11 protein-coding genes are annotated in these 13,762 nt (G+C 52.2%); 3 read left to right on the forward strand and 8 right to left on the reverse strand.

All coding sequences use genetic code 11. From position 1 onward, the window contains the following. Positions 1-12 precede the first annotated feature (12 nt). The 4 genes from AC3RCL_RS06960 to AC3RCL_RS06975 all read right to left on the reverse strand — a co-directional run bounded on the left by AC3RCL_RS06960 (position 13) and on the right by AC3RCL_RS06975 (position 4,629). Positions 13-1,278: an MFS transporter gene (locus tag AC3RCL_RS06960; protein WP_277748240.1), complete on the reverse strand. Its 1,266-nt coding sequence runs from the start codon at positions 1,276-1,278 to the stop codon at positions 13-15. Positions 1,279-1,445: 167 nt separating this feature from the next. Beyond that, positions 1,446-2,627 (reverse strand): MalY/PatB family protein, encoded by a 1,182-nt coding sequence (locus tag AC3RCL_RS06965; RefSeq protein ID WP_277748241.1) that lies wholly within the window; start codon positions 2,625-2,627, stop codon positions 1,446-1,448. A 33-nt stretch (positions 2,628-2,660) separates the two neighbouring features. Then, positions 2,661-3,584: an AEC family transporter gene (locus tag AC3RCL_RS06970; protein WP_015733908.1), complete on the reverse strand. Its 924-nt coding sequence runs from the start codon at positions 3,582-3,584 to the stop codon at positions 2,661-2,663. 325 nt (positions 3,585-3,909) lie between these two features. Beyond that, the gene (locus tag AC3RCL_RS06975; protein WP_015733909.1) at positions 3,910-4,629 is read right to left on the reverse strand and encodes a 3-ketoacyl-ACP reductase; all 720 of its coding nucleotides are present in this window, start codon (positions 4,627-4,629) and stop codon (positions 3,910-3,912) included. 173 nt (positions 4,630-4,802) lie between these two features. Between AC3RCL_RS06975 and AC3RCL_RS06980 the strand changes: the two genes are divergently transcribed. After that, complete coding sequence (locus AC3RCL_RS06980) at positions 4,803-6,911, forward strand: class I SAM-dependent methyltransferase (RefSeq protein WP_492535029.1); 2,109 nt, start codon at positions 4,803-4,805, stop codon at positions 6,909-6,911. A gap of 181 nt (positions 6,912-7,092) precedes the next feature. On the opposite strand, the gene AC3RCL_RS06985 is transcribed toward AC3RCL_RS06980, so the two are convergent. From AC3RCL_RS06985 to AC3RCL_RS07000, 4 genes are all read right to left on the reverse strand, one after another. Next, a complete protein-coding gene (locus AC3RCL_RS06985; protein WP_277749013.1) occupies positions 7,093-7,815 on the reverse strand; it encodes a peptidylprolyl isomerase in 723 nt (240 codons plus the stop codon). A gap of 271 nt (positions 7,816-8,086) precedes the next feature. After that, positions 8,087-8,479, reverse strand: a complete 393-nt coding sequence (locus AC3RCL_RS06990; RefSeq protein ID WP_015733912.1) for a hypothetical protein — start codon at positions 8,477-8,479, stop codon at positions 8,087-8,089. Between the two features lie 96 nt (positions 8,480-8,575). After that, positions 8,576-8,752: a hypothetical protein gene (locus AC3RCL_RS06995; protein ID WP_015733913.1), complete on the reverse strand. Its 177-nt coding sequence runs from the start codon at positions 8,750-8,752 to the stop codon at positions 8,576-8,578. Between the two features lie 281 nt (positions 8,753-9,033). After that, positions 9,034-9,732 (reverse strand): hypothetical protein, encoded by a 699-nt coding sequence (locus AC3RCL_RS07000; RefSeq protein ID WP_277748243.1) that lies wholly within the window; start codon positions 9,730-9,732, stop codon positions 9,034-9,036. Between the two features lie 341 nt (positions 9,733-10,073). Here AC3RCL_RS07000 and AC3RCL_RS07005 point away from each other — a divergent pair, with 341 nt between their 5' ends. Next, entirely contained in the window at positions 10,074-11,525 is a 1,452-nt protein-coding gene (locus AC3RCL_RS07005; RefSeq protein ID WP_492535030.1) for a SulP family inorganic anion transporter, read from the forward strand. Positions 11,526-11,809: 284 nt separating this feature from the next. Next, positions 11,810-13,723 carry an ATP-binding protein gene (locus AC3RCL_RS07010; protein WP_492535031.1) on the forward strand — a complete coding sequence of 638 codons (1,914 nt, stop codon included), beginning with the start codon at positions 11,810-11,812 and terminating at the stop codon, positions 13,721-13,723. Positions 13,724-13,762 lie beyond the last annotated feature (39 nt).

A 13,762-nucleotide genomic window follows, 5' to 3' on the forward strand; every position in this document is an offset into this window, starting at 1 on the left:
GGGATTACTCCTTTACAGCTGGCGTAATGTGTTTATGAAGAGCATACCAACAAACAATATAATTGTAAAAATACCAGTAGCGACAAATAGCTGTTCAAGGGTTATAAACGTCATCGCGGTGGCGACGATCAGCGAACCGAGCGGAATGGTTGAGCTTGCGATAGCGTTAAAAATGGCACCGGCGCGAGACAAGTAGGATTCCTCAATGTGTTCCATGAAGGCTACCCCGATCACCGTTTCCACGAAGGAAGCAAAAAAACCGAATATCAGCATGGTAGAAGCCAACATGACATAGGTCAGCATGACTTGTCCGGAATAGTGCGATATCCAGAACCATACCAGATAACAGATTCCAATGAACGTCCCGCCAGTGATGAACAGAATGCGTGCAGAGAAATGTTTTCTTAAGTAAGGGAACAAGAAGGCACCGATGCCAAGACCGATCGTTGAGGAAATGCCGGCAACGGACAACCCCTTGGCGGACAGTCCTAACACTCCCGTCGTGTATGGAGCCATCATGGAGTTAATGGGAATCAGGAAGATGCCCATGATGCCGCCTAATATGCAGACGGCGAATACGACTTTTGCCTTTCTTAGATAGATGAATCCCTCGGCCAGCGCATGGAGATAGCCTTTCAAATCCAGCCGAATCGGGCTCCGCTGCCATGTTTCCTTGCTGTTGATGCCCAGAATGAAGAGGGCGGACAGTAAAAAGGTGACGGCGTCGATCAAAATAGCCACCCCAAGGCCGAATAATCCGATGATGGCTGCGGCAGCGCCAAGACCGGCTAACTCCACGATTTTCTTGATGGTTGAATTTAAGGATATGCCATGGGTATATAAGGCTTTATCAAGCACTTGGGGAATGATGGCTAACCCGGCGGGAATGCGAAGGGATTCCAGTGTGGAATTCATGAACGTAAGCACAAGCAGAATCCAGGGCTGAAGCAGATCAAGCATAAGCAGGACGGCAGTGACGCCTACAATCACTCCTCGTCCGATATCCGCAAGGATCATGATGGTTTTCTTGTGAAGTCTTTCAACGATGGCGCCTGCAAAGGGCTGAAACAGGATGGAAGGGAGTGCATTGATGCCGAAAATAACGGCTACCCATGAAGCGGAACCGGTAAGCTGGTATACCATCAAGGAAAAAGCAATCATGTCGATGGAATCGCCGAACCGGTTCACGGCATTGGCCATCATTAACTTCAGATACTCCTTTTGGGATGACAGATCCCGATAACGAATCTCTCGAGCGTTTTCTTGTATCACCATCATCTAACCACCTTTCTAGATAGAAGTAAAACATAACTGTTAGATGATGGTCAATAATAATTTTAGATCTTTATCTAATAAAAGAGCCGTTATCGTAAAATACAAAAATAAACGGAGTCAGCCATGGGCTTGACTCCGTTAATCATTTCATTCCGGGATCTTGTATGTTTTTAAGCCTTCCGCCATTCCCCGACAGCTTTGTTCAGGCGGGACAACGCCTCCTGAACGGTGGCGCGCGTGCAGGCCAGGTTCATGCGCATGAAGCCTTCGCCTTCCTTGCCGAAGGCCGCGCCGCTGTTCAATCCGAGCTTCGCCTCTTGAACGAGGAAGCGGTTTAGCTCTTCGTGGGACATGCCCATGCCGCGGAAATCAATCCACAACAGGTAGGTGGCTTCCGGCATAACCACCTTCAGCTCGGGCAGATGTTCCTGTGCATATTGGGCTACCAGCTCCATGTTCCCGCGGATGTAAACCAGAAGCTCATCCAGCCACGGTTCGCCCTCACGGTAAGCAGCCTCGGTGGCGGCCGCACCCATCGGCGTGATGGAGCCGATGGCGTAACGGTTCAATATTTTGCGGAACTTGCTGCGCAGCTGCGCATTCGGGATGATGATGTTCGCCGTGTTCAGGCCGGCGATATTAAACGTCTTGCTAGGAGCGGTACAGATGATGGAACGCTCGGCGGCATCCTCGGACAGCGCGGCGAACGGCGTATGCGCGCCGGGTTCAAACACCAGATCCGCATGGATTTCATCCGATACGACAAGCACGTCGTATTGCTGGCAGAGGGAAGCCAGACGATCCAGCTCCGCTCGGCTCCACACCCGGCCCACCGGGTTGTGCGGACTGCACAGAATGATCATTTTGACATGGCCGGTAGAAAAGCTCTTCTCCAGGTCCTCGAAATCCATCGTGTAATCCCCCTCTTCGCTAAGAAGAAGCGGATTATGCACCAGCTCACGGCCATGGTCCTGAACGACGCTGTAGAACGGCGGATAGACCGGCGTCTGGATGACGACTTGATCGCCCGGCTCGGTGAACGCATCCACGATAAGGCTGAGAGCCGGGACGACGCCCGGACAGAACTGAATCCACTCCTGCTGAATGCTCCAGCTGTGGCGTTTCTTCATCCAATCGCTAATCGCTTCGCGGTAAGAGTCGGACGGGAACGTATAGCCGAACACGCCATGCTCCACCCGTTTATGAAGCGCCTCTACAACGGCGGATGGCGCGGCAAAATCCATGTCGGCCACCCACATCGGAAGCGCGTCCGGCACGCCGAAGACGGTGGGGACATTATCCCATTTCTGACAGTTGGTACAGGTGCGGTCAATCGCAAGATCAAAATTCATATGTAATTCCTCCTAGCTGAGTTGAGTTAGTCTTTAGGCTATGAATTTGGCCAGCGTGATCAGGCCGGTAATCGTAATTACGTTTAGTATGGTCGATATAAGGACAGTTTGTGCAGCAAAATCAGGCTCATTCTGATATTCTTCCGCCAGGATGGACGAATTGACGCCGACGGGCATGCCGGAAGCGATGATGAGCGCTTGCGCCGGAACGCCTTTTAGCCCGAGCAGCAGCACGATCAGAATGCCGATAGCCGGCGCGACCAAAAGACGCAGCAGGACGCTGAGGTAAACATCGAGCCGGCGCAGGCGCAGCGGATATTTAATGATCTGTGCCCCGAGCGTCAGCAGGGCGATCGCCACCATGGACTGGTCCGCATAGGTCAACGGCTGCGAGATAAAGACCGGAAGCGGCAAGGCCAGGGCATGCAGCACAATGCCGATGACGAGGGCATAGGGGACGGGCATTTTCAGAAATCCGATAATGGCCTGTTTGTATAATCCCTCCGTCTTGGCTCCCTGAATGGAAATAACTCCGTACGTAAACGTAAGGAGGCTTTGAAATGACATGATCAGCGCTTGCACCGAGCCGGCCATCGGATCTCCCTTGAAGGCCAGATCATTGATCGGAAGGCCGTAGTTTCCCGAATTATCCAGCAGGAGGCTGTTGGTAAATGCGGCTCTCATCCCCCGGTTGAACTTGCGCTGTCTGGCAACCAGCATGCTGATCAAGTAGAGAACGCCGATATAAAGCGCATAAAATAACGCCACCATGCCCAGAAGCTGCGGTGACATCTTGGATTCGTACATACTCATAAATACGGCTGCAGGCGTAATGTAGTAAAAGTTGATTTTGGCGAGTGTGTACAAATCGAGCTTAAAGGCATATTGCATAATAATGCCAAAGCCTATCAGGACAAAGATGGGAAGTACCACTTCAAGTAAAATGTCGGCGATCATGCTGTTGTCATCTTCTTTCCATGAGTATAGCTTGGTAATGGTCTGGCTGTGCGTATGACGCCATGTCATTATATCATGACAACGGATGGTTGACACTTGATTCCGCATGGAAAAAAGAACAAAGCACGCGCATCTTGCCGGGTATTTAAGCGAAACGTTCTTGACTTCATCGGAACCTAACCTTGGGGGAAGGGTTGCGCAGGATTCGCTGGCGCAGACCATCGCGTTACACGCAAGCTGCACGCAAAAAGGATGTTCCTTGGCCCCTGACCAAAGAACACCCTTGAATTTGGTTATTGCAATGGGAGCGTCTGTCGACGCGTCCTTATTGCGGGTTGGTTGTCCAAATCCCGGCGGATTTGACGAATACGCGCTGCGGCAGCTTGAGCGCAGCCAGTACAAGCTCGGCTACGTCTTCCGGCTGCATCATCCGGTCCTCGTCCCCGATCTTCAGACCGGCATTGACGGCGAGATCCGTGTTCACGGTGCTCGGGGTCAGCGCCGTCACGCGGATGTTGTGCTTGCGGACCTCCTGCAGCACGGCTTCGGTCAGTCCCATAACCGCAAATTTCGAAGCGTTATAGGCTGAGCCCGTGGCGAAGCCGCGTTCTCCGGCCGTAGAAGAGATATTGACGATGTCTCCTTGGTTATGCTCGATCATGCCGGGCAGCGCTGCGCGGGTCATATAGTAAGTCCCCATCAGATTCACGTCAACGATACGCTTCCAGGCTTCGGGTTCCATCTCCAGCAGGTTGCCGAACTGGGCGATGCCCGCGTTGTTGATCAGAATGTCCACCGAGCCCAGCTCCATGTTTACCGCCGCGAAAGCAGCCTCTGCCTCGCTCTGCACGGAAACGTCGGCCACCGCCGCGACGGCTCTGACACCATATTGCTCGGCAACCAGGGCGCTCAGCGGCTCCAGGTCTGCTGCCGTGCGGGCGACGAGTCCAACGTGCACGCCTTCCTTGGCAAGTGCGATGGCCAGGGCACGTCCAATCCCTTTGCCTGCACCCGTGATGAGGGCTGTTTTATTTTTCAGGCTCATGTACATTCACTCCTTCACATTGATAAAAAAATATGGTTTCGTTGACCAGTATACCCTGTACCATCCGCAACTACCAAATGCCCGCGATCCACCCTAAACAATTTGTTATAATCGTAGCAGCGAAACCAAAGATAACCTTTGTTCATTTTTAACAGGAAGTGGAGGAACAACCTATGCTGCAAGCGCTGAATATCATAACCGCGTTTCGTCAGGGGGATGAATCGGCTGCGGGAACGCATCCATGGCTATTGAAGCTGATATCGGCCGAGGAACGAATCGTCAATCTGGAACGGATCACGTCCATCGGGCAATTGACCCATGCCAACCCCGTGCTGGATTATGTAGAACGCACATTGAAGATACTGGATTCGCTGCCTGTTTCCTATTGGATCAAAGAGCTGCTGGAAGAAGTCCTGGTGTGGGCGGAAACGGCCAAGGGCGGAACGATGAGGGATCGCCTTCGCTGGCAGCAGTCGGGCATCCAATTGTTCCTGCATAATATCGGGTCCGCGCAGCTGTATGAAAGACATATCCGGCAAGGCAGGGGAACCCTGTCACCGCACGAAGAGATGGTACATACTCTCATACTTACCCATGGACTGCTCGGGCAACACATCCGGGGGGAAGTCGCCTTCGAGGAAAACCTGCCGCTGATGAAGCTTACGGAGGAAGGACGGCTCACCGAAGATGAGCTGATCCGGCTGCTGATCCCTTTGAATCACTGCATCATTGCTGCCGTATCGGAGGAGCTATGGCATTCCGTTGAGGAGGAAATCAAACAACTGATTCGCAAGCTTGCCCAAGGGAGCGTCCCGGATCGGTGGACTTATGAGGAAAGGCTGCGCCGCCTTCGGACCGCTTCCATTGCCCGGGGAGAAGATTTCGACAGGCAGTTTCAGGAGATTCGGAGGCAGACGGATCTGCCTGCTGCCCTGCATGGGTTTCAGGACATGACGCTTTGGTATGTGGAAGCGGCCCTGCAGGATTTCTCGTTGGAAGAGTTCGTGAAGGTATTGCTGCTGGCTCTCCATCCGGAGAAACAGAGCCCGGAGGATCAATGGTCTTCGGATTCGGTGAGCCACCTGAGCTTTGAGTCGCTGATGAACGATATGTATTACGATTACAAGGGCGTCAAGAAGCTGAACGTGTACAAGAAAAGAATGATCGAGCAATATTTGCGCCAGACGGATTGGGAGGCCTGCCTTCAAGGTCAGGCGAGTGCCAACCCGCATCTGCGCCACCGCATCGAACGAAAGCCGGAGCTGCCGGATACGGTATTCTTTACCTTCGAATTCTCGCAGGCCGCGGAGAAATTAATCGATTTTTGCATCGAGGCGGAGAAATCCCCGCTCTACGAGAAGGCAGTGCTGCTGTTGTTTGATCTGTTTGGCCTGAGGCGGGATGCTTATGACCGGTTTCATAACGAAGAGAGTTATTTAAACGATATGAACAGCACGGGAGATTACAAGAAAGTGATTCTGGATTATATCACGGGAACGGCGGTACTGGATATCGGTCCCGGTGGAGGCGTGCTGCTTGACCTGATCGAGGAACGGCTGCCGCACGCGCGCCCCGTCGGGATCGATATCTCCTCGAACGTGATTGAAGCGCTGGAGAAACGCAAACGTCTGGAGCACAAAACATGGGAGGTCCTGAAGGGGGACGCGCTGAATCTCAGGAACTATGTGAAACCCGGGAGCGTCGATACGGTCATCTTCTCCTCGATACTGCATGAGTTGTATTCGTACATTGAAACAGACGGTGCGCGCTTCAATACGGCGACCGTGGAGGCAGCCTTGCTCAGTGCCTATGAGGTGCTTGCACCCGGGGGCCGCATTATTATCCGTGACGGAATCATGACCGAGCCCGAGGATACCTGGAGAAGGATCCGTTTCCTTGAGGCCGACGGCATGGAATGGCTGAACCGGTATGCCTCGGATTTCAAAGGCCGGGTCATATCCTACGAGCAGCTGGCTGACGCGGAGGTGCGCATGCCTGTCAACGATGCGATGGAGTTTCTGTATACCTATACTTGGGGCCCCGAAGCGTATGTTCATGAAGTGCAGGAGCAGTTCGGATATTTCACGCCTACGCAGTATGCGGAGTGCATCCGCCGAACGCTGGGCCCCGAAGCGCTGATCCGCGTGCAGCAGCATTATCTTCAGGAAGGATATGCCGAGGCATTGGCTGACCGCATCGAATTCATGGATGAGGATGGGAAGGCGGTAACTTTGCCGGACAGCACCTGCCTTTACGTGATCGAGAAGCCGACTCGTCCGTAAAGGCCATACCCTGCTGTAATCTATAAAAAAGAGGACCGGAACGCAGCTATATTTCAAGCGTGCTTCGGTCCTCTTTCGCATGTTGTTTGGTAAGCCGTCCGGATTCTGTGCTCATTCACAAGCGAGGAAGGAAAATGGTTCGCTGACAGCGCCCTGTGCCGCAGCGCTTATCCCAAAAAAGCTATTCCTGCTTTTCGGGATCCGGATAATCCTTCCCGAGCGTATCGACCGTCACTTTCTTCATGACGGGCACTTCAAGCGGCTTGTCCATCTGATCCCGCTCCAAGCCCACGATTTCCTCAGCCGTTTCCATGCCTTCGATGACCTTACCGAAGGAGGCGTACTGGGCATCCAGCGAAGGCGCATCCGCGACCATAATGAAGAATTGCGACCCGGCGGAGTTTGGATCCTGCGCGCGCGCCATGGATAATACGCCTGTCGTATGCTTCAGGTCATTCTGAAACCCGTTGGACGTAAATTCTCCGGCGATTGCGTAGCCGGGTCCCCCCGTGCCGTTCCCGTCAGGATCACCTCCTTGAATCATGAAGCCGGGGATGACGCGGTGAAAGCCTGTGCCATCGTAAAACCCTTGTTCCACCAGAGAGATGAAATTGTTCACCGTATTCGGCGCAACCTCCGGGTAAAGCTCAAGCTTTATCGTTTTGCCGTTCTCCATTTCAATCGTGACGATGGGGTGGCTGGCATTCGGGTCGGGCACGTTCTGCTTGACCTCGGTTTCCTTCGGTGGTTCCGCTTCGGGCGCCGCGGCGCCGTTCGTCGAACCTGTTCCGCCGCCTGCGCCGCTTTCGGTTTCCTTGTCATTCTGGCCGCATGCCGTCATCACGAACAACAGCCCAAGAATGACGAGCAGGGCCGGCATCCAGCGTGTTCTGCGTTTCAACATCATTGACTCCTCCTGTGCTTTGCCTTATCAGGTCTTAAGCATGTAATCTGTATCATATTTTATCACAGGTTGGACAAGTACTGAAAATCGAAATAGCGGAGTATACATTAAGGAAACCGTTATCAACGTCATGTCACAGAAGACCGACCGCGTATAGAGGATGTTTTCCTTGCGATTAACGAATCAAGGCCAGCGGCTCAGAATGCAAAAAATAAGCTCCCGAACCTGTACAAGTCCGGAAGCTTCAGGAAATGGGGAGCATTGTACGTCTTTACTTGGCAGGAAATATGCCCTCCACTTTGTTTAAAGGGAGCAGAATCCGCGAACGGTTCTTGTCCTTGGCAAGCAATTCGATGAAATCGGCTCCGATTCTGACAAGCCGGATCCGGTCGAAGGCGCCGCGGGTCGGGAAGGTGGTCCGTACCCCAACCCGCACCGTTTTGCCCGGCGGCTTGACATCGAATACCCGAACCGAGTTGAGACTGGACGGCACAAAAAGCTCGCCCTGCACCTTGATGAAATTTTTTGGGAATACCCGCTGCAGCCGTCCGGGTTCCAACCCGGTGTTCGGCGCGTTGATTTCCACCAGATGTCCGGTCAACGAGGCCAGTCGCTGCTGCAGGGTGATCTTATGTCTGCAGGGATGGATCGGCAATCCTTTCATATGAGGCATCATCCTTCCAGGGTCGTATGGTGTAGTGTATGTTGGAAGGTATGGCATGGGTGAAAGAAGAGGATCACGATTCCTGCCCGGTGTTGTTCAGGATGACGGAGGATTTCCGCGGTTACTCGTACCGCTGCCATCCGGCTTCTCGTGTTTGATGCTGTCGGGTATCGGAATGCTGTCCGGATAGGAATCCTCGACAAACAGGCCGAATTCCTCATCGATGTCGCGTTCGGTCACTAAACGGTGCTTCTCGTCAGGTTGTTTCTTCATCGGCTGTTCCTCCTATGAAATCGAATCTTTGAAATGAACGGCTGGTATAAGAACTGATAGCTTGACCCATACTGTTTTACTATAAAGACGGTTGTATGGGAGGCGTAGGCATGGAAAGAAAGGGCAACATATTAACGGCACTCATATGGGGTACCCTGATCGGCATCCTGTTGTGGATGTCATTTCTCGGCTGGCTGGATATCATATTCGGAAAATAGAGGGATCATACAGTGCTAGTATAAGACCCGCCTTCCTATAAGGAGAGGCGGGTCTTGCAGGTTTTAGTCGTCCTCGCCATTGCTGCCGTTCAGCAGATCGGTTCCGTGCATCTGTTCCGTCGGAGGCGCGGCGGGATCCACCGGGCTGTTGGCCGCAATCGCGTCCGCGTCGGGCACGTCCTCCAGCGGCGTATACTCCTCTTCACCCGAAGGGTAATTCATAAAAATGTCCTGATTCAGAAAGGCGGTACCGCTGCCTGAAAACGCGGCGTCGGCTGCGACTCTCTGCTTCGCATCGCCGGTGTACTCGGCGATGACCTCGTCACCCGGACGAGTTGGGGGCTCACCCTCGATGGCCCGCCATTCCCGGTCCGTCTCGTCGTCCGCGACATCGCGAATAACCGTTTCGTCGGCGGTGCGGTCCAGCCGCACCTCGTCGGCTTCTCCGGCATCGGATGACAAGGATAACCGCTCATCGGCAATGGTCCGTTGATCCGGATCGGCACCTGTAGCTTCCCATGCATCAATGGCGCTGTGATCGGGGTTCATCCGCTCCTCCGGTTTTGCATCCGCAGGAGCCGCTTCATTCTGATCGTACGCGATATGATCCGCGTCTTCGCTGCTTAGGCTTTGCTCCGTATAGGTGTTGACGTCTCTCAGATCGTCTTGCGGAATCAAATCCATATCCTCGACTTTCCGTTTGGCCTCGAATTCCAAATATGTCAAATCTGCCAGCGTATTCCGATTGTTTTCGTCTCGCATCGTGTCCATCTCCTTCCTTGTTTTCAATTACAATAGGTTTCTATACTTCGACTTTACCCGCTGAATCAAGAATGAATCCCGAAACAATCAGGTTATGGTAAACCAAGCAAGCTCTATCTTTCCCTGTCGGTTGACGTATTATGAAAATTTTCAAATAAGGAAAATGGACCAAACACAAGATAAATGAGAGAAAATGAATGATTTCGTGGATTATTTCCCTTAAATTGAACAATGAAATTTTAAAATGATCCCGTTATAATCGAAAAAGCGACTAACGGACCGGGACAATTCTGAGAGTGGATTGTCAACAACCAACAACAGAACAGGAAGTGATCAGGACTTTGTTTCAATGGATTAGACAAGGCTTCTTTGGCAACTCGCGCAAAGATATTTTATCGGGTCTGACGGTAGCGTTCGCTCTCATCCCGGAAGCGATCGCCTTCTCCATCATGGCAGGCGTTGATCCGATGGTGGGACTCTATGCGTCCTTCGTGATTGCCGTCAGCATTTCGTTTTTCGGCGGCCGTCCCGGCATGATCTCAGCGGCGACAGGGGCCATGGCGTCATTGATGGGACCGCTTGTGGCTATGCACGGGATCGAGTATTTGTATGCGGCAACGATTCTGACGGGAATCTTGCAATGGTTGATGGGAGCGCTCAAGTTCGGACGTTTTATCACGTTTGTTCCCCAGCCGGTTATCACCGGCTTCGTGAATTCCCTGGCCATCATCATTTTTCTGGCCCAGCTTCCGAATTTCAAGGGCGAATCGTGGCCGATGTACTTGATGGTGATCGGCACGCTGCTGATCATTTATTTATTGCCGCTGATAACCAGAGCGGTTCCATCGGCACTCGTTGCGATCATCGTGATGACGATCGTTGCGGTTTGGTTCAAAGCCCCGGTGCAAACGGTCGGGGACATGGGCAACATTACCCAGGCACTGCCGTTCTTCCACATTCCGAATGTAACCGTGAGCCTGGACATGATCATGACGATATTGCCTATTTCCCTGGCTCTTGCTGTCGTCGGGATGACGGAATCGCTGCTTACCGCGTCGCTCGTGGATGAGATGACCGAGACGGGCAGCGACAAGAACCGGGAAATCCGCGGTCAGGGCGTTTCCAACGTGATCACCGGATTCTTTGGCGGCATGGCGGGCTGCGCCATGATCGGACAGACGGTGATTAATGTGAAATCGGGAGGGCGCACCCGGTTATCCACCTTGGTTTCCGGCGTGTTTCTGCTGTTCCTCATCATTGTGCTCGGGGATGTCGTGAAACAGATTCCGATGGCGGCGCTTGTCGGGGTCATGTTCATGGTTTCGATCGGCACGTTTGAATGGGGATCGCTTCGCACGCTTCACCGCGTGCCGTTAGGAGATGCCATCGTCATGCTGGCAACGGTCATCATTGTGGTAGCGACTCATAATCTGGCCATCGGGGTCATGATCGGGATTATCTTAAGCGCCTTGAATTTCGGGTGGAAGATGGCCAAAATTCACGCCGTGCCCCATATGCAGCCGAACGGCACCAAGGTATACGAAATCCGGGGACAGCTGTTTTTCGGAACGATGCTGTATTTTGTAAATCTGTTTGACGTTAACGATGATCCGGAACATGTCGTGATTGATTTCTCCAAATCCCATGTATGGGATCAGTCAGCCACGAATGCCATTTCGAAGGTATGGCATAAGTACAAGGAAGCGGGGAAAGACCTCACGCTCATAGGGTTGAACGACGAAAGCCAGCGGATGGTCGATAAAGCCGGCCTTGCTTCAAACTCTACGCATTAGAAGCATTAGTCATTCTGTAAGCAGGTGTGCTCAATAGAGGTAAGGTTTGTCAGATGAAAAACATGCCAAATGAAGAAATGGCGGTGCTCAAGGATATGATCCTTGCACCGCCATTCTTGCTTTTCGGCCGGTTGTCGGTATGAACGTAAATAAAATTTTACAAACGATACCTGGCATTTCATGTTATATTGATTGTAAATGAACACGAAGTTTGTCGAATCGATGCAAAGGATGGAGAAGAAGACGGATTTATATTGACAATAACGGTTAGAGGTGCTGACTAGATGAAGGATATGCCCAAATCCATATTCCTGCTTCTGCTGGTCGTGCCGCTGCTGCTGATTATATCGATTTTATCACCGGGACAATCGGATGCTGAGCGTGCTCATACCGTGATACCTGATTGGCAGTTTATGTGGGATAACGAACAACAGGAGGTTGTTTCGCCGGCCGGCATTCGGAATTCAAGCGGTTGGCTGACAGGGACACCAGAGAACAAAGAACCCCCAAAGTCAGATGGGGTATCTTCAGCATGGAATCGTTTTACCCTGCCCGACCTTCCTTGGAAACAATCGGCCATTATGATTGACCGGATCAAGGGGCAGGATGTTCTGGCTTTCTTGAACGACGAACCGGTGTATGAAGCCAAGCGGGACTATATGTATACGAATCATTCGCTGCTGCTTCCTTTTCATCCGGATGATGCCGGCAAAACCGTTTATATTTGGACAAACGGTTCTAGCGATATGACATTAGGCATCGATAGCGAGATCATGCTCGGCGAGTATGATGATCTGCGTAGAGGTTTTATCAATAAGGATTTGGAGGATTTTATATTAGGCAGCTCCTTTTTGTTTATTGCGGTGGTCATGTTCTTCTGCTGCTTGTTCCTTCCGAAGCATACGGTATCCAGCTGGCTGTCCCTGAGCGTGATCATTCTGGCAAGCGGAGCCTTGCTAATTACGTACTCGCCGTTCCTGTACACCTTTTATGGCGAACTCGGCAGCGTATGGGTCTCGGTATTTGATATTTCGCTTTTCACCGTTTTGCCGGCGCTGTATTTCTATTTCGAGAAAATCTACGGACCCGGTCCCTACCGGATCATTCGTTACGGCCGAAGAATTCAGATGGCCTACTCCGGGATCTGCCTGGTTTTCCTTGCGGTACATGTTCTGAGCCATCATTCGTTTTATGATATGTACTATTTCTTCTCCGTGAAGATTCTCGGCATCCTGATTATCCTGCAGATGGTACTGCTGATCGGTACCACGATTCTGTACGCTGCCAAGCGCAACAAGGACGCTTATATTTTTACCGCAGGCTTCGGCACGATGGCGATAGCGACGCTCGGAGATATGCTGGCCTTCTATTACCATGACGGGCATTATGAGCTCTTTCTGTGGAAATGGGGCGTTATCGGCCTGATCGTCTCCCTGATCATATTGCTGGGGCGTAAATTCGCCCGAAGCCATGAGCAAGTGCTGCAATATTCCCGGGAGCTGGAGATGTTTAATCACGAACTTCAGCGATCGGAGAAAATGGAGATCATCAGCGAGCTCGCCGCTTCGGTTGCGCACGAGGTTCGAAATCCGCTGCAAGTGACGCGCGGCTTCATGCAGCTTCTGGCCGAGAACTCCAAGCAGACGGAAAAGGAGTATTTTGGCTTGGCGCTGAAAGAACTGGACCGGGCTTCCGGGATCATCACGGATTTCCTCACGTTTGCCAAGCCTGAATTGGAGCATGAGACCAGGCTGAACGTGTATGAGGAGCTGAAGCATGTGAAAGGCATTCTGCTGCCGCTTGCGAATCTGAGCGGGGGCACGATCGAACTGGATGACGCCAAGGAATTATACATCACCGGTAATTCATCCAAACTGAAGCAAGCGATGATTAATATCGTCAAGAACAGCATCGAGGCACTGGATGGAGAAGGCGTTATTCGCATCTGGGCCTATGCCGAATCAGGTGAAGTCGTGATTCACATCCAAGATGACGGCATTGGAATAGAGGCTGGGGATCTGGAGAGGCTGGGCGAGGCGTATTTCTCGAATAAGTCGAAAGGGACGGGGCTTGGCCTGATGGTCACCTTCCGGATCATCGAAGCGATGCGAGGAACCATTCATTTTATCAGTGAAAAAGGAAGCGGCACCGAGGCGATCATTCGCTTTCCGTCCGTTCCTGATTCAGTGGAAGATTAGATTTCCAATCGAGAGAGATGCCGCGCTGCATCTCTCTTT

This window comes from Paenibacillus sp. MT86, from assembly GCF_058792535.1.